Consider the following 16,195-nt stretch of genomic DNA (forward strand, 5'->3'; position numbering starts at 1 on the left):
AATAAAGTCTGGCTACTTATGGGGAGTATTTTTATGTCTATAAGATATTACTGTGCAGAAGAAAAAATATGAAGTAATAATTAGGTTTTATTTCTAGCTAATTTATCACGGTCTTTAACCCCTGGTGGTTCCTCTAACCAGCTATACTTAATCATAATATCAGCACCAGTTTTAGCAAGTTTTGCTATCTCAAGAGATAGCCTTTCATAGTTAACAGCCACATCCAGTCGTTGACTGACTCCTCCTGCAGTGGCATAGTTTCCTACTCCAGAAGACATTAATAATGACATATGAAACATGATAAATTTATCTGAGAAGGTTTGAGTTGTTGAATCGCTCACACCGACATCAGGTAGTCTAGGCGTTTCAATATTATCCTTTAAAAGAGTATCAGAGAATATTTTTGTATGTTTTTTTGCAACATCCTTCGCTCGTATTAAATATTCTTGAACCTCTTTGTTTGGGGATGTTTGAGCAAAGGCTAAGCATAATCTAATACCGATTGAATTGGTTAATGTATTAAAGTATAAGTGTGAAATTTCAATAGAATTTAACGGTCGCTTTTCACTGAAAGGGTTTATCCCACTTAGGTATTCTTTACTACCAATATAATCGGATTTTTTCGGTACTTTTATATAAGGGTGTCGAGGATTTACTCCCTTAGATAAGGCAATTTCTATTGCTTGATTAAACAACTTTGATGTCTCATGTAGACAGTCGGTATAGTAGTCTCTTATATCTACTCTAGAACTCATGCTAAGAAACCCACTATAAGATATCATTCCAACTCTTGCCATATGGGAAACATAGGATAAACAGAACACGTCTGTAAAAAGCCAAGGTGCATCCATATCTACATCATTTTCTGTAAAACCATTGGGTATAGCAAATTCTTCTTTGTTAAAAATATGGCTTAATTTTTTTAAGTGCAATGTAGAAATATCCAGAGCAGATTGAAGAACTGTTTTGATTTCTGGGTCACTTATATCCTTAAGCATAAATTTTAAGATGGTAGTGGACATGCTATCATTCATATACGAGGTCCATAATGAACCAATTTCACCCGATGTCAGGTGTATTCTCTTTTCTTCCATTCATAATATCCTCCAACGAAAGGCATAGTATATGAGTTATTATGAACAAGATTTCTATTATTATGTTCGAAAAATGGCTTCCATTATTATTGATTGGGGTTCATACAAAAAGGGAATAGATCTTTTTATCTTTCCAAAAGTAAATGCTTCAATAAATTAACATTTTCCAATACTCCATAAAGGTTCTCATCATTATTTTTAACAATAGCTAATTGATCTTGTTGATCAAACCATATGAGGTATTCTACCAACCGTTCTGGCATATTTTTATCAAACTGGAAAAACAGTGTAACTTTTATATCTTCGTTGCCGTTAATAACTGTAGGAACATTCTCTTCCCATTTTATGCTCGAAAAAATCTTTCTTACCTCATGAACAGTTTCTGAACCGGTAATGATTAGATCTTCCTCACCTACTTGTACATCTAATCTTGTTAGGTCATTCCAATCCATTTCATTGTTTGCACAGCCTGAGACAATAAACAAACTTAGGATAGGAATCCAAAGAATAGTTTTTCTCAAAAAATTTTCTTTCCCTAGCATTTGCGTCCCCCTTTATAATATTAGACTTCCGATCATCAAAAAAGGTTGCAAGAAAAATTATTTTTCTTAATTGTACAATTCTTAAGATAGATTCGATACAATAATAGGTACCTAGATAAGATGGAGGTATAGAATGTGACAAAAATAGCGCTGATTTCAGATATTCATGGTAACCAAACAGCATTAGAAGCCGTTTTAACAGATATTGACCAACGAGGTATTAAACGAATTTTTTGTTTAGGTGATTTAGTGGGAAAAGGACCTCGTAGCTCTGCGTGTATAAAATTAGTTCGAGAGCATTGTGAACAAGTTATTCGAGGAAATTGGGATGTATTTATTCGTCAAGAGTCAGATAATGAGTTTATCAACTGGTTTCAGGATCGATTAACAGAAGAGGACAATGAATATCTAGCAACCCTTCCATTTCATATTGATTTGAATGTTAATGGACAATTCGTTCGTTGTTTCCATGCTTCTCCAAGAAGTGAGTTTGAGCGCATTATCCCGGGATATCATCCTCCTGAAAAAGTTCTTTCCATGTTTGAAAATAGTGAAACAACAGGTACACAGTCGTTAGAGCGAACTCCTGATATTGTTTTTTATGGCGACATACATACAACCCTCCTTAAGACATATGAAATTGGAATTCTATGTAATGTAGGAAGTGTAGGGAATTCTCTAGATTTAACTTCTGCATCGTATGTTATTTTGGATAGTACCTTTGAAACGAATTCTATTCAATTTATAAGAGTTGCATATGATCGAGATGCTGAGCTGGCAGCAGCAAAGGATTTAGGTTTAGCGGGATATAAACAATACTATGATGAAATAATGTATGCCAAGTATCGTAACGCAAAATAATAGGGGGGATTAGCATGGAAACAGAAGAAATTTTAAAGCTAAATAAAGATAGCTGGGAGCTTTCCGCAGAGCGATTTTTTGGAAGAACTGCACTTCCAGAATATGGTCCATTAGCTCCAACTGAACATCAGTTACAGTTGTTTGGAGATATATCAGACAAAAAAGTACTTGATATTGGTTGTGGAAGTGGACATTCACTACAGTATATGGGAGACAAGGGAGCAAACGAGCTTTGGGGGATCGATTTGACTACTAAACAAATTCAAACTGCTCAAGAGGTACTTAGAAATCAAAAGGTTAACGTCTCTCTGTTTGAATCTGCAATGGAAGAAGATCCTGGATTGCCTCATACTTACTTTGATATAGCTTATTCGATTTATGCCTTGGGATGGACAACGGATCTTAGACGTACACTAATGAATATCCATAACTATTTAAAGCCTGAAGGGATATTCATTTTTAGTTGGGAGCATCCAATGCATGACAGAATTAAGTATACTGGGGAGGCGTTTCATCTAGAGAAATCATATAATCTCGAAGGACCTGAGTTCAATGAAGCCTGGCATAATAATGTAGTTATTTTTCACAGGAAGCTTACTACATATATTAATACATTGGTTGAAACAGGGTTTATGATTGAAAGGGTAGTAGATGATGTGTTACTCCCGGAAGGGGAAGTGCCACAGGATTATACGAAGTGGTATTCAGTACAAAAAGCACAGCTTTTGCCAACAACATTTATTATAAAAGCTCGGAAAAGATCTTAATATATATGCTATTGTAAAGCTGAAGTGTACATTCTAAAGATGAATGATAACATTCAAAATACCATTCCCGAATATACACTTCACTTTTACTTCCAGTACAAGATGGACATCTGTTCAGAACTCCTTTTTAGTCGACTCTCTCTTTTTTAATCAATTTGATTTAAATAAACAATACCATCCTCTTTACTTATTTCAAAAGTAGGATTATCTTCTGCATGAATAGTGGCTACTTGGTCTGTATAATCGGATGGATTAATATTGATGCTGAAATTGTTATTGGATGGATAACCATATATATAACAAACCACTTCATTACCATTCATAAACACAATCTGATTCATACCTTCATTTACCGTTGAGGAAATACTGTCCCATTTATATCCGATAACGTCGTAGATATGATCAGTAGGTGTATAAGGTGTAAAGGAATAAAGCGTATCCCATTCAAAAGGAGTAACCGCTGTTAAGTTTACTTGTTCTGCTGTCTGGTCATGGTGTAGAATCTCTTTTCTAAGTAAATCATAATTTTTATCCCAAATGTCTTTTGTAGCAGAATAAATGAGCAGTGCACTAATAATGAACATACTTAGTGTAAAAGCAGACAGAAAAACTTTTTTGAATATCATTTGAATCTCCTTAGCTTAATCGTAGACATGGAAAGAGCTTGTTACATGCTAATAATAGACAGATTGTTAGAGTCATTAGGCTTGAGACAAAAATTCAATTCCATCATCATTTGAATAAGCTTCTTTTAATATTTTTGTTATTTCGGGAAAATTCTAACATATGGTAAGGGTTAATACTAGTAAATAAATAGACTTAGAGAGAGTCTCTAAGTCTATTTTAAACATTTCGTACTATTCACTGGAAACAGGAATTTCGATGGATTGGTCAACATTTATTTCGTACAATAAGTTTTCAACACTGATGTCTACTACTTCTGAATTAGTGATAAACTCTCTGTCTATAAGTACATTAAATTGATCATCTGATTTGCTCCCAGGGTGACCAAATAAGGCTGTTTCTCCTTTTTCATTTTGTCCAGATATAAATAAAGGTTGTTTATAGGAAGAATCATTATGAAAGAATACCGATGGATTGTCGGCATGAAGTTTCAGTTGCTGATTTTTGTCTAATGGTTCATATTGAATCGTCATAACAATGCCAGTCGACGTGTATAAAAGTTTTTCTAAATAGATACTGTTATCTTTGAATTCACCTACCTTTTGATGTGTATTTACCTCATATCTACCAGAGTTACTAGACTGTTTCTCCTTATAATCAGTAACGTCTAAAGAAAACTCGAATGAATCATTACTTTCAACAAATATTTTATCAATGTTTACGTTAATATGTTCAGGTATTTGGTTAAAGGTAGGTATCGAAATCATAAATTCATCAGGACCATTTGGTACTCCATAAACTGATTCATTCTGGTAATTTTGGTCATCTGAAAATGAAGCTACTAATGATGAAAAATTATATTCATCGGGAAGATGAATGTCACCGTAAATAAAATTATCCGTAACACCGATGTCCAACTGATTAAATTTCATCGACATGTCTGTATCTTTAACTTCCTTATTCATTTTTGTTGTTAAAACTGTTTCATTTTCTTTATCGTAGCGTACAGGAATGTCTACATTGGGTATAGTTATCTCATCATGAAATAACGAAACTCTTATATCCGTATTTAATACGTGATTAATTTTTTCCAAAACTCCATATTCATTATCGGCTTCTTTAAATACATGATCAGTTGTAATGTAGTGATATAAGCGGTCTTTATAAATAATCCCTTCTCTTGGGTAATTTTTTTCTTCATAAAAACCTAATTGCTGTTTAGGAATATCGACATCCTCATTTCTATTAACCCATATACTACTTATTATCGGTTCTGGAGCATATTCTGGAATTAAGCTTGGGTCTGGTAAACCAATACTATAGAAAAACTCAATTTGTCTTGAGTTATACCAAATTTTATCTAAATGGAGGGTTGAATCATCATTTAGTGTAAAGATCTTATCGACTTTCGTAACAAGTCCTAAGTTTTCAGCTCGTTTTAGTCCAGGTATTCTATCTAAATAATATTGTTCCACTTCTTCCCAAGAATCTACCGTTTTAACTCCTTCACCAAAATCATATTCGGCTTGTGGCTTAGGATTGGTGAGTGACGATAAAAATGATGTATCCTCTTTAAAAAACTGAACACCTATCACTAGTACTCCTAATAATAAAGCAGAAGTTAACAATTGAGGAAACCAATGATTTTTCGTTGGTTTTTTGCGATTAATATTTTTTATAAAACGTTCTTTATCTTGATCGGTGTAATAAGCATCTTCCCCAAGAAAAGCGTCAAAATCCTTTTTGGACAATTTACTCATGGAGAAACTCCTCCTTTAATTTCACTTTCAATTTTTCCTTTGCTCGCATAATTCTTGTTTTGACAGTGGAAGGATTGACCTCTAAAAGGTCACTAATCTCTTGGATGCTAAACTCCTTATAATATTGTAAAATCAATACTTCCCTATACTTTACTGGTAGATCCATTATTGCTTCAATGACTGTTTTCTTTTGTTCATCCAAAACGTAAGACTTTTCAGGTGTAAATTCATCTGATTTCTCCAAAATTTGATCCTTTAAACTAATTAGTCTGTGGACAGGAGAGCGTAAATAATCCTTACATTTATTTGCAGTTATTTGATAGAGCCAATTCTTGATGGATGAACGTTCCTGAAATGTATCTATTTTTCGATAAACGGTAAGCATAACTTCTTGAAAAATATCATCTGCTTGGGATCTGTTTTTAACATAAAAGAATATAAACCGTTTTAGCCCTTCACCGTACTCCTCCATAATCCATTCAATAGCGCCTTCCTTGCTTAAGGAATGAATGGAGGTGGTTGGTTCAACCATTTCGTGCATAAACCCACCTCTTTCTAACTTGCCTTTACAATCGATTGTATTATTAAAGACGAGCGAGCACAAAAAAAGTCCCAAAATTGATAAAAATTCGGGACTCTTACATGTATTTTTATTGAACGTTGCGAATTAAGTGAGTCAAAAAAGCCCCTCCGTATAGAGGGACTCTCATCTTATTTTCGAATAAACATCTGTGTCCAGTTGTTACCTTGATCTTCAAATCCTACACCAATATGAGTAAATCCACCGTTTAATATATTTTCACGATGTCCTTCACTGTTCATCCATGCACGAACTACTTCTTCAGGAGATTGCTGCCCTGCAGCGATATTCTCAGCAGCAGAACGGTAGCTTACACCAAATTGAGACATCATGTCAAATGGTGATCCATACGTAGGACTAGTGTGTGAAAAATAATCATTTGCTTGCATATCCTTTGATTTTTCTCTAGCAACATTACTTAAGGTGTTATCCACTTCCAGAATGTCTAATCCTGCTTTTCTGCGTTCATCATTTGTTAATTCCACAACTGCTTGTTCATATTCATTTAGAGCATAATTAGGTTGCGTCTGACCATCTCTGTCTGTGTCACGCTCTTCCTCTTGAGGCTGCTGTGGTTGCTGAGGTTGTTGTTGTTGTTCTTGTTGCTGATCTCTGTTTTGATCTGGTGTTTGTCCTTGTTGTCCTTGGCCTTGACCTGGTTGTGGTATAGCTGGAAATTGTTCAAGATCAGGATGTCCAGGTCTTGGTTGGTTAGCATCTCCAGATTGAGCTCCAATGGGTCGGAAGTTATTTCCATATCCCTGTCCCTGTTGGTTTGGAGGTTGGGTTTGTCCATAATCCTCACTTGGGGAATTGGTGCTTAGACTAGAAATATTTCCATTATTGTTATTATTGTTGTTTCCAAATAGATCATTATCTGTTGCGTTATTATCAGCACATGCCACTAACGTCAAGATAAAAATGAACATAAGCGGTATAAACCATTTTTTCTTATCCATGTTTCTTAACTCCTTTTTTAATTTTTTCTTAGTTTTTCGAGAACCAACGAAATTATTTATGGAAATGTAAAAATTCAACAGGTAAATAAAGGGGCATGGGAATACATGAAGTGGTAAACTAATAAGTAAAGAAGAACAGGTAAGGGGGATCTTATGAATACGATTCTCGTAGTGGATGATGATGCACATATACGGAAATTAATTCGGTTATATTTGGAAAATAGTCAATATGATGTAATTGAAGCAGAAGATGGACAAAAGGCATTAGACATTCTAGAGCACCAACAAGTGGATCTCGCCATTGTGGATGTGATGATGCCGAATGTAGACGGATATGAATTAACAGAAGACATTCGTTCTTTTTTGGACATACCCATATTAATGGTAACAGCAAAAGGAGAATCTCAGGATAAAGTAAAAGGTTTTCGTGCAGGAACAGATGATTATGTGGTGAAGCCGTTTGACCCGGTCGAATTAATTCTTCGAGTAGAGGCATTATTAAAACGCTATAATATTCGTTCGGAAAAGATGATTAAACTTGGTTCTATAGTTATTGATGTTGAACGATTAGTTGTGGAATCAGAAGAACATGTTATTCATTTGAAAAAGAAGGAATGTGAACTTTTGTTTGTTTTGGCAAATTCACCAGGGAAAATTTTTACTCGGAATCAATTAATTGAAAAAATATGGGGCTATGACTATGAAGGTGATGAAAGGACCGTTGATGTTCATATAAAACGGTTGCGCGAACAGCTTACACCATTTACAGAATTTACAATTACAACAGTAAGAGGTTTAGGGTATCGTTTGGAGGAAGTGGATTGATCAGACGAAGTCTTTATTTGAAAATTGTTGGTATATTTATAAGTGTTGTTCTTGTAAGTATTGTTGTTTCTTATTTCATAACTCCATATTCATTTAAACAAGAAGATGTATTTCAAGAAGAGATATCTAAAATAACGCTCGGGTTTGCAGATTTGATTGAGATATCGGATCCGGAAAAAATCCCTAAATTGATGAAAACTTTTGATGAAATTGACTTTGATGTTCTAATTACGGATGAATCATCTGTATTCTATGCATCTCCAAATGCTCCAACAACGATTCCAGATAGTATAGTAAAAGATATTTTAAACGAAAAGATACAAGAGCCAAAAATCCTTAGAAGAGGAAGTGGTGAGCCAGTTAGGTTAGTGGGAATCCCTGTCCATATAGACGATCAAACGTATGCCTTATTCATTCACATTAATTATGAGGATGAATTTGATGATATACAACATGGGATCTTCATATCGTTATTATTGGTTTTGTTAGTAGGTAGCTTGTTAATTGTACTAGCTTCTAGATATCTAGTTCACCCAATAAGGAAACTTACAGTTGCTGCGAAAAAGGTAGCAACAGGTGATTTTGCCGTTCGAGTGGAGAGAAAAAGAAACAGAAATCAAGATGAAGTAGGGGAGCTTATTACTAGCTTTAACCATATGGCTGCTGAATTAGAAAAGATTGATCGAATGCGTGATGATTTTGTTAGTAATGTTTCTCATGAGATACAATCCCCCCTAACTTCTGTAAAGGGATTTACAAAAGCATTACGCGATAATGTGATTCCAGAGGAAAACCGCAAAGAATATTTGGATATCATTTATCAAGAAATTGAAAGGTTATCGAGGCTAAGTGATAATTTATTACGTATTGCATCACTTGATTCCGAGCATCATCCATACCATCCAACTTCCTATCGTTTAGATGAACAATTACGAAATGCAGTGTTAACAACAGAACCACTATGGCAACATAAAAAGCTTGAAATGATATTAAATGTAGAACCACTAGAAATTTACGCTGATGAGGATTTAATGGAACAAGTATGGCTTAATTTAATCACAAATGCTATCCGATACACAGAAGAGCATGGTGAAATAGAAATATCACTTCGTATTATTGGAGAAGAGATACAGGTAAGTGTAAAAGATAATGGGATTGGTATTCCTCAAGAAGCAATTCCAGAACTATTTGGTAGATTTTATAAGGTTGATCGATCTCGAAATCGATCGATAGAAGGAAATGGTTTAGGGCTATCGATTGTTAAAAAAATCCTAACCATTCATAAATTTAGTATTGATGTGCAAAGCAAAGAAGAAGTAGGATCTGTTTTTACAGTGAAAATTCCTACACATATTGATCAATAGAGGTTGTTAACGGAATGAGGAATCCCGATTTGTGAATTTGTCGGATTATCATTCCGTTTTTTTTATACATTCCCAGTTTAAAGCTTCGTATTGAATTCTTAGTCAGCTACATCGTTAGTTCATATTCAGTTCATATTTGTTTTATATACTTTAATTACACTAATCCATGAAGTTTATTGAGATTATGAAAAAAACTAAAATAATGCAACCAAATGCATTTTCATACGTATACGTATTAGAATGCAAGAATAGATTCAACCCGAATCATAATTACAATGAATGAATGGTTGTATAGATAGGTAATACTTGTTAGAAGTAGTTACTTTAAAATAATTTATCAACTTATGCTGCTGACAGGAGGAGTTCGGGATGTTTTTTCATCCAATGGATTTTTTAATTATTCTTGCTTTTATATTGGCTATGTGGGCTCAGTCCAAAGTAAAGGGAAGCTTTCAACAGGGCTCAAAAATTCAGGCTTCATCAAGAATGACTGGAGTAGAGGTAGCACGTAAGATATTGGATGATGAAGGGTTAACAGATGTAAAAATAGAACTGTCACGGCGTGGAGCATTATCTGACCATTATGATCCTACGGCTAAAACAGTTCGTTTATCAGAACCAGTATACAGAGGTAGTTCGATCGCTTCGTTAGCGGTAGCAGCTCACGAGATTGGGCATGCCATTCAACATGCAAACAATTACTCGATGCTGGTGTTGCGACATAAATTATTTCCCGTTGCAAATATTGGCTCACAGTTAGCTCCGTTTTTATTACTAGGTGGTTTTTTCCTAGAGCTAACTAATTTAATTGGGCTAGGTATTTTGCTTTTTTCCGGGGCAGTGTTATTTCAAGTCGTGACCTTACCAGTTGAGTACAATGCAAGTAGTCGAGCAAAGACAAAACTTCTTGAATTAGGAATGATCTCTAATCGTGAGGAAAGAAGTGTAGGGAAGGTATTAAATGCCGCTGCCTTAACATATGTGGCAAGTACATTAATAGCTGTTTTACAGCTTGTGAAATTTATCATGATATTTAACAACAGGCGTTAAAATCGAACTGCTAAAAGGAGATATGCATCATGGAAGTAAAAACTCCAACAGATTTTCAGCAAGTGAAAAAGCTAAAGACTGACCTAATTCGTTTTATGATGTCATATAAGTTTGCCCTAGATGAAATTAATACAAAAATAGATATTCTATCACAAGAATTTAAATATATTCACGATTACAATCCAATTGAGCATGTGAAATCACGAGTGAAATCTCCTGATAGTTTATTGAAAAAAGTAGAGCGAAAGGGATATGGACTTTCCTTGGAATCCATTCAGGAAAATATTAGAGATATTGCGGGAGTTCGAATCACATGTTCATTTATATCCGATATCTATGAAATTAGTAATATGCTACAAAAGCAAAAGGATATTACAGTAATTGAATGTAAGGATTATATCGAACACCCCAAACCAAATGGCTACAGAAGCTTACACTTAATTGTTCAGATTCCTATTTTTATGTCAGACAGGGTAGAGAACGTATACGTGGAGATACAAATTCGTACGATTGCCATGGATTTTTGGGCGAGCCTAGAGCATAAAATATACTATAAATATAATAAAGAGGTACCTCAAAACATGTTGACAGAACTGAAAGAAGCAGCAGAATCTGCAACACAATTAGATAAAAAGATGGAAGGTATCCATCAGGAAATAAGCCAATTAAAAGATAATGAAAGAAAAACAGATGAACTATATGATTTTGCCGTAGACAATGAAAATTTTCGCCTTCCATATGAATTTCTTAAGCTAACAAATAAGTAATAAGATGGTTCGAAAATAATGATTAGAAAGAAGGGAAGTCAATGAATCTCTCTATGCCAGATATGCCGGCCTTTGTGAAAAGAGAGGTCGAAAAATTAGAAGAAGTTTTATCTCCTTTTGTGAAAAAAGTATCAAAGTATGCGTTTTGGTCATTCCCGTTAGTAACGTTTTCTATCGTTAATCTGTTTTTCTTACTCTTTATTGTCCCAAGTGAAGATCGGGTTTTAGCAGCTCTGGTTTTTTATGCAGTATTAGGTGCTTTTGGTATGGCACTATCTAAAGAAGCTAAAATACAACGTAAGGAAATCCAAAAGATTAGTAGTGATTATATTATTGAACGAATGAAGAAAAGTGACATTGTCGATGAGCAACGCAAAGGCGACTACATCACCCGTGTACAGAATCAGCCAATTCGAGCTATGGATCATTTTGTAAAATTTCTTGAAGAAGAGAATCGTATCAATAGACAACAGTGGTATGGAAATAATTAGGCTGAAGTTGGAGGTCTTGGATGGAGTTAATTGCGGAGCAGACTTATTTTAAAACGGAGAGACGTGTAAGTAGTATCGAACAAGTGAATATCGAGCACGAGCGAACATTATATTTGTATGATGATCGAATAGTATCTAAGCATCGAGAATTTCCAATCCATGAAGTGTTAGATGTTTCATACAGGTCGTTAGGAGCAGAAGGTGGACTCTTATACTTGCATACGAAGAGTGGGGTTTTTTCCTATACGGTCAAATCATCACCAAAGTCATTTGTGGAGCTGTGTAAAAAGCAAATAAAAAGAGACTGAGGAGATGGATAAACGAAAAAAGGATGTAAATATAACTATAATGAGAATGGAGAATGTGAAATGACTGTTATGATTTTTGGTGCAGCTTGTTCATCAACTAGAAAAGCAAAAGAGTGGTTTAGAAAACAAGGGATAGCGTTTGTAGAACGAAATATTATCAAGGAGCCTCTAACTGTTCATGAATTACAATCAATCCTTCGTATGACAATTGAAGGTACAGAGGAAATTATTTCAACCAGATCAAAAACGTATAAAGATTTAGATTTAGATATCGATTCACTCCCGTTACAAGAGTTGCTAAAATTCATTCATGAGCATCCGCGATTATTGCGAAGTCCAATTATTATTGATGAAAAAAGATTACAAGTAGGTTACCACGCGGATGATATACGTCAGTTTTTACCTAGGGAAACGAGAGAAAGACAATACCTAAAGTGGCGGATGAATAATCTGCAAGTAGTCGAGGGCTAGGCCAAATAAAGCTTTGGCAGATAAGAAAGCTTTCTTATTGTAACGAAGTCTTTTGCCATTAAGGCCAGTGTAAGGCCTTCTAAAAAGAGCTTTTTGCAAGATTGCCTTTAACAAATGCTAAGTTTTATAAAAATATTCAATATTATTCTGTTCTAGTATATTATGGTATAATAAGGTACTAATTTTATGTAGCAATAGATACCGTAAATGTTCATATAAAGGAAGGTAGTTTATGTCGGAGGAGAATATAACTAGAATAGAAATAGACGGCAAGGAATTAATTTTAATTGGAACTGCCCATGTATCTAAAAATAGTGCAGAACAGGTCAAAGAAGTTATTGAAGCGGAAAATCCTGATTCTGTTTGTGTTGAATTAGACGAACAACGCTATAAATCTGTCATGGAAGGTAGCAAATGGCAGGATACAGATATTTTTAAGGTTATAAAAGATAAAAAGGCAACATTATTATTAATGAACCTTGCCATATCTTCTTTTCAAAAACGGATGGCAAAACAATTTGGAATCAGTCCAGGTCAGGAAATGATCCAAGGTATAGAGTCTGCAAAAGATATTGATGCTGAATTGGTTTTAGCGGATCGTAATATCCAAATAACTTTTTCTCGAATATGGCGTGGAATTGGCTTAAAGGGAAAGGCAATGTTACTTACTCAGGTAGTTGCGAGTATCTTTACAAAAGAAACGATTACAGAAGAAGAATTGGAAAAAATGAAATCTCAAGATATGATCGATTCCATGCTACATGAGTTTACGGAAAGCTTCCCAAGATTGAAGAAGCCATTAATCGATGAACGTGATCAATATCTAGCACAGAAAATTAAAGAAGCTCCAGGTAAAAAGGTAGTTGCTGTTTTAGGTGCAGCTCATGTACCTGGTATAAAAGAAGAAATTAAAAAAGATCATGACTTGAAGCAATTAGCTAAACTACCACCTAAGTCAAACAAACCAAAAATTATTGCGTGGTCCATTCCTTTCATTATTCTAGGAATTATTATTTACACCTTTATGTCTAACCCATCCGCAGGCATCCAACAAACGATTAGCTGGGTGATTTGGAATGGAGGATTATCTGCTATAGGTACAGCGATTGCCCTAGGGCATCCATTGGCAATTTTAACTGCATTACTTGTAGCGCCGATATCCTCGTTAAACCCATTACTAGCAGCTGGATGGTTTGCAGGCTTTGTTCAAGCATATATAACAAAACCTAATGTAAGAGACTTTGAACTTTTAACCGAAGATGCATTCACCGTGAAAGGATTTTGGCGAAATAAGGTAACACGAATTTTACTTGTTGTGGTATTTGCTAATATTGGTAGTTCTTTAGGGACATTTATTGGTGGAGCCGATGTCGTTCGATTGTTTATTCAAAATTTATAAAGCTTATATTAAAAGCAGACCTATGTAGGGGTCTGCTTTTTCGTATCTATTCACCTAGGTCTACATTATGATAAACCTGTTGTACATCCTCTAAGTCCTCTAAGGCATCTACTAATTTTTCAAATTGAGCTAGTGCATCATCTGGTAAGGAAACATCATTTTGAGCAAGCATGGTTAATTCTGCTACCTTGAATTCTGTTATTCCAGCATTTTTGAATGCTTCCTGTACGGCATGGAATTGGTCTGGTTCTGCATAAACGATTATTACATCATCTTCTTCTAGGATGTCGCGAGCATCAACATCAGCTTCCATGAGTATTTCTAACACTTCATCCTCAGACTTACCTTCAACACCAAAGACTGCTGTAGCATCAAACATGTATGCAACTGATCCATTTACACCCATGTTTCCACCATTTTTTCCAAATGCAGCACGTACATCGGCTGCAGTTCGATTTACGTTATTTGTTAGTGTATCAACAATAAGCATCGATCCATTCGGTCCAAATCCCTCATAACGTAGCTCATCATAGCTTTCTTCGTCCCCACCTTTTGCTTTTTCAATTGCACGGTCAATAATTGATCTCGGTACGTTATATGTTTTTGCACGTTCTAATACAATCTTTAAAGCTTGGTTAGACTCAGGATCTGGTTCTCCTTGTTTAGCTGCAACATAAATCTCACGACCAAACTTAGCATAAATACGGCTAGTGTTTTTATCCTTTGCCGCTTTCTTTTCCTTAATATTATTCCATTTACGGCCCATAATGAACACTCTCTTTCTAATTATGTGTAAACAAGTTTCATAACCTGTTGTATTCCCATTTTTAAGTATACATCAAAACGCAATAATTTTTAAGTTGCTAGAAATATGGATTGGTATTTTAAGAGTTGTGATAAAGTGAATTGGAAACAAAAAGTGGGTTCAAATCTATTTACTTTTTTCGAAAATAGGAATAATATACTTAGGGGCACGAAATATTAAAGGCGGCGATCAACCATGAGTCTGTTCTTCAAAGAATGGTCCGATCAGTTTAAGACGTATAATAAAAATATTAAACTGGCAATCTTAGCAAATTTATATTCCCAGATTGGACTGGGAATGTTTATGGTTATATATAATTTTTATATTCGCGAGCTGGGAATGAGTCAGGATGTAAATGGTCAAGTAATTGCATTACAGGCACTTGCTACAGCCATTATTTTAGTACCAGCTGGAATCTTAAGTGATAGACTAGGTCGAAAGAAAGTAATGATTTTTGGGGTTATATTCTCCGGGTTTGTTTTAATCTTTCGTAGTATAGTAGAGTTTCAATCTCTTTTATTGACACTGGGGTTTGGAACCGGTTTGTTTATCGCATTTTTACAAGTATCAACCATTCCTTGGCTTGCAGAAAACTCAACTCCAAAGCAACGTGTTCATTTATTTAGCTTACATGCTGCAATCATGACAGGTGCACAAGTTATCGGAAGTTTACTTGGTGGTGGTTTAACGGACTTATTTGCATTAGTTACAACGGATTTAATGAGTGTACGATATACTCTAATAATTGGTGGGATATTTTATCTACTAGCGTTTTTCCCAATTGTTAAAATGACAGAGCGTCCGAAGCCCATTGTAGAGAAAAAAGAAAAAATAAATCTAAAAGTCTTCTTTAAAAATAATAAAACAGGATTTAAGATTATTGCGTTATTTGCGTTTGCTCAATTATTAATCGGTTTTGGTAGTGGGTTAGTTGTTCCGTACTTAAACCTTTATTTCGCTGATCGTTTTGAGGCATCTAATTCGGTAGTGGGCTTAGTTATCTCATTAGGCCAGGGGGCAACAGCCATAGCGATGTTTATTGGACCTATGGTAGTTAAAAGAATTGGTGAGGTTCGAGCGGTCGTGACGTTGCAATTATTATCCTTACCGTTTCTATTAATCACTGCTTATACGCAAAATATATGGATAGCAAGTATTGGATTTCTATTTAGACAGGCATTAATGAATGCTGGAAATCCAATTCAAGCATCACTAATGATGTCTAAAGTAGATGACTCGGTAAAAGGATTGGCAAATTCGGTAAACCAGATGGTATTCCAATTAGGTTGGGCGTTTATGGGGCCAGTATCCACGTCTATCGTGTTAGCCTCAGGAGCCTATTGGGGATATGCACATGTCTTTACCATAACAGCTGGTCTATACCTAATAGCATCCCTATACTTCTTCTTCGTATTCCGCTCACTCAAATCAGAATAGTACCAGTATGTCGGTGCCTGTCACTTGTCGATATTCGACAAGTGACAGGCACCTTTAATTATTCTTCACAAAATCTTTACGTGTCCTTAAT

At 35.0% G+C, this 16,195-nt stretch carries 18 protein-coding genes; 11 read left to right on the forward strand and 7 right to left on the reverse strand.

The annotated features are described in order from the left end of the window. Window positions 1-80 precede the first annotated feature (80 nt). Together GMD78_RS07800 and GMD78_RS07805 are read right to left on the reverse strand one after the other, a co-directional pair. Window positions 81-1,094, reverse strand: coding sequence for a DUF3231 family protein (locus tag GMD78_RS07800; RefSeq protein ID WP_155668255.1), 1,014 nt, complete (start codon window positions 1,092-1,094; stop codon window positions 81-83). A 125-nt stretch (window positions 1,095-1,219) separates the two neighbouring features. Beyond that, window positions 1,220-1,636, reverse strand: a complete 417-nt coding sequence (locus GMD78_RS07805) for a hypothetical protein (RefSeq protein ID WP_155668256.1) — start codon at window positions 1,634-1,636, stop codon at window positions 1,220-1,222. Window positions 1,637-1,771: 135 nt separating this feature from the next. Here GMD78_RS07805 and GMD78_RS07810 point away from each other — a divergent pair, with 135 nt between their 5' ends. Beyond that, a complete protein-coding gene (locus GMD78_RS07810; RefSeq protein ID WP_343042184.1) occupies window positions 1,772-2,497 on the forward strand; it encodes a metallophosphoesterase family protein in 726 nt (241 codons plus the stop codon). 14 nt (window positions 2,498-2,511) lie between these two features. After that, complete coding sequence (locus GMD78_RS07815; RefSeq protein WP_155668257.1) at window positions 2,512-3,264, forward strand: class I SAM-dependent methyltransferase; 753 nt, start codon at window positions 2,512-2,514, stop codon at window positions 3,262-3,264. A gap of 146 nt (window positions 3,265-3,410) precedes the next feature. Here GMD78_RS07815 and GMD78_RS21335 read toward each other — a convergent pair whose 3' ends face one another. From GMD78_RS21335 to GMD78_RS07835, 4 genes are all read right to left on the reverse strand, one after another. Continuing rightward, window positions 3,411-3,890 carry a hypothetical protein gene (locus GMD78_RS21335; protein ID WP_196493758.1) on the reverse strand — a complete coding sequence of 160 codons (480 nt, stop codon included), beginning with the start codon at window positions 3,888-3,890 and terminating at the stop codon, window positions 3,411-3,413. A gap of 231 nt (window positions 3,891-4,121) precedes the next feature. After that, window positions 4,122-5,648, reverse strand: a complete 1,527-nt coding sequence (locus GMD78_RS07825; protein ID WP_155668258.1) for a hypothetical protein — start codon at window positions 5,646-5,648, stop codon at window positions 4,122-4,124. Continuing rightward, window positions 5,641-6,189: a sigma-70 family RNA polymerase sigma factor gene (locus GMD78_RS07830; RefSeq protein WP_155668259.1), complete on the reverse strand. Its 549-nt coding sequence runs from the start codon at window positions 6,187-6,189 to the stop codon at window positions 5,641-5,643. The genes GMD78_RS07825 and GMD78_RS07830 overlap by 8 nt, the downstream gene beginning before the upstream one ends. 170 nt (window positions 6,190-6,359) lie before the next feature. Beyond that, entirely contained in the window at window positions 6,360-7,187 is an 828-nt protein-coding gene (locus GMD78_RS07835) for a CAP domain-containing protein (protein ID WP_246187599.1), read from the reverse strand. A gap of 153 nt (window positions 7,188-7,340) precedes the next feature. Between GMD78_RS07835 and GMD78_RS07840 the strand changes: the two genes are divergently transcribed. The 8 genes from GMD78_RS07840 to GMD78_RS07875 all read left to right on the forward strand — a co-directional run bounded on the left by GMD78_RS07840 (window position 7,341) and on the right by GMD78_RS07875 (window position 13,862). Further along, window positions 7,341-8,012, forward strand: a complete 672-nt coding sequence (locus GMD78_RS07840) for a response regulator transcription factor (RefSeq protein ID WP_155668260.1) — start codon at window positions 7,341-7,343, stop codon at window positions 8,010-8,012. Beyond that, window positions 8,009-9,376 carry a sensor histidine kinase gene (locus GMD78_RS07845; RefSeq protein ID WP_155668261.1) on the forward strand — a complete coding sequence of 456 codons (1,368 nt, stop codon included), beginning with the start codon at window positions 8,009-8,011 and terminating at the stop codon, window positions 9,374-9,376. The genes GMD78_RS07840 and GMD78_RS07845 overlap by 4 nt, the downstream gene beginning before the upstream one ends. A 369-nt stretch (window positions 9,377-9,745) precedes the next feature. Then, complete coding sequence (locus GMD78_RS07850; protein WP_155668262.1) at window positions 9,746-10,426, forward strand: zinc metallopeptidase; 681 nt, start codon at window positions 9,746-9,748, stop codon at window positions 10,424-10,426. Window positions 10,427-10,455: 29 nt separating this feature from the next. After that, window positions 10,456-11,193: a GTP pyrophosphokinase gene (locus tag GMD78_RS07855; RefSeq protein WP_155668263.1), complete on the forward strand. Its 738-nt coding sequence runs from the start codon at window positions 10,456-10,458 to the stop codon at window positions 11,191-11,193. 41 nt (window positions 11,194-11,234) lie between these two features. Then, window positions 11,235-11,684: a YwnF family protein gene (locus tag GMD78_RS07860; protein WP_155668264.1), complete on the forward strand. Its 450-nt coding sequence runs from the start codon at window positions 11,235-11,237 to the stop codon at window positions 11,682-11,684. A 20-nt stretch (window positions 11,685-11,704) separates the two neighbouring features. Continuing rightward, complete coding sequence (locus tag GMD78_RS07865) at window positions 11,705-11,992, forward strand: hypothetical protein (RefSeq protein WP_155668265.1); 288 nt, start codon at window positions 11,705-11,707, stop codon at window positions 11,990-11,992. Window positions 11,993-12,052: 60 nt separating this feature from the next. Further along, window positions 12,053-12,463, forward strand: a complete 411-nt coding sequence (locus GMD78_RS07870) for a Spx/MgsR family RNA polymerase-binding regulatory protein (RefSeq protein ID WP_155668266.1) — start codon at window positions 12,053-12,055, stop codon at window positions 12,461-12,463. A gap of 232 nt (window positions 12,464-12,695) precedes the next feature. After that, window positions 12,696-13,862: a TraB/GumN family protein gene (locus GMD78_RS07875; protein WP_155668267.1), complete on the forward strand. Its 1,167-nt coding sequence runs from the start codon at window positions 12,696-12,698 to the stop codon at window positions 13,860-13,862. A gap of 46 nt (window positions 13,863-13,908) precedes the next feature. Here GMD78_RS07875 and GMD78_RS07880 read toward each other — a convergent pair whose 3' ends face one another. Further along, the gene (locus tag GMD78_RS07880; RefSeq protein ID WP_155668268.1) at window positions 13,909-14,628 is read right to left on the reverse strand and encodes a YebC/PmpR family DNA-binding transcriptional regulator; all 720 of its coding nucleotides are present in this window, start codon (window positions 14,626-14,628) and stop codon (window positions 13,909-13,911) included. A gap of 234 nt (window positions 14,629-14,862) precedes the next feature. Between GMD78_RS07880 and GMD78_RS07885 the strand changes: the two genes are divergently transcribed. Beyond that, entirely contained in the window at window positions 14,863-16,104 is a 1,242-nt protein-coding gene (locus GMD78_RS07885) for an MFS transporter (RefSeq protein WP_155668269.1), read from the forward strand. Window positions 16,105-16,195: the final 91 nt, after the last annotated feature.

The organism is Ornithinibacillus caprae (genome assembly GCF_009728145.1).
GTDB lineage: Bacteria > Bacillota > Bacilli > Bacillales > Amphibacillaceae > Ornithinibacillus > Ornithinibacillus caprae.

Coding starts and splice junctions, on each gene's coding strand:
- GMD78_RS07800 (WP_155668255.1), bottom strand. CDS start 1,094: ATGGAAGAAAAGAGAATACACCTGACATCGGGTGAAATTGGTTCATTA.
- GMD78_RS07805 (WP_155668256.1), bottom strand. CDS start 1,636: ATGCTAGGGAAAGAAAATTTTTTGAGAAAAACTATTCTTTGGATTCCT.
- GMD78_RS07815 (WP_155668257.1), top strand. CDS start 2,512: ATGGAAACAGAAGAAATTTTAAAGCTAAATAAAGATAGCTGGGAGCTT.
- GMD78_RS21335 (WP_196493758.1), bottom strand. CDS start 3,890: ATGATATTCAAAAAAGTTTTTCTGTCTGCTTTTACACTAAGTATGTTC.
- GMD78_RS07825 (WP_155668258.1), bottom strand. CDS start 5,648: ATGAGTAAATTGTCCAAAAAGGATTTTGACGCTTTTCTTGGGGAAGAT.
- GMD78_RS07830 (WP_155668259.1), bottom strand. CDS start 6,189: ATGCACGAAATGGTTGAACCAACCACCTCCATTCATTCCTTAAGCAAG.
- GMD78_RS07835 (WP_246187599.1), bottom strand. CDS start 7,187: ATGGATAAGAAAAAATGGTTTATACCGCTTATGTTCATTTTTATCTTG.
- GMD78_RS07840 (WP_155668260.1), top strand. CDS start 7,341: ATGAATACGATTCTCGTAGTGGATGATGATGCACATATACGGAAATTA.
- GMD78_RS07850 (WP_155668262.1), top strand. CDS start 9,746: ATGTTTTTTCATCCAATGGATTTTTTAATTATTCTTGCTTTTATATTG.
- GMD78_RS07855 (WP_155668263.1), top strand. CDS start 10,456: ATGGAAGTAAAAACTCCAACAGATTTTCAGCAAGTGAAAAAGCTAAAG.
- GMD78_RS07860 (WP_155668264.1), top strand. CDS start 11,235: ATGAATCTCTCTATGCCAGATATGCCGGCCTTTGTGAAAAGAGAGGTC.
- GMD78_RS07865 (WP_155668265.1), top strand. CDS start 11,705: ATGGAGTTAATTGCGGAGCAGACTTATTTTAAAACGGAGAGACGTGTA.
- GMD78_RS07870 (WP_155668266.1), top strand. CDS start 12,053: ATGACTGTTATGATTTTTGGTGCAGCTTGTTCATCAACTAGAAAAGCA.
- GMD78_RS07875 (WP_155668267.1), top strand. CDS start 12,696: ATGTCGGAGGAGAATATAACTAGAATAGAAATAGACGGCAAGGAATTA.
- GMD78_RS07880 (WP_155668268.1), bottom strand. CDS start 14,628: ATGGGCCGTAAATGGAATAATATTAAGGAAAAGAAAGCGGCAAAGGAT.
- GMD78_RS07885 (WP_155668269.1), top strand. CDS start 14,863: ATGAGTCTGTTCTTCAAAGAATGGTCCGATCAGTTTAAGACGTATAAT.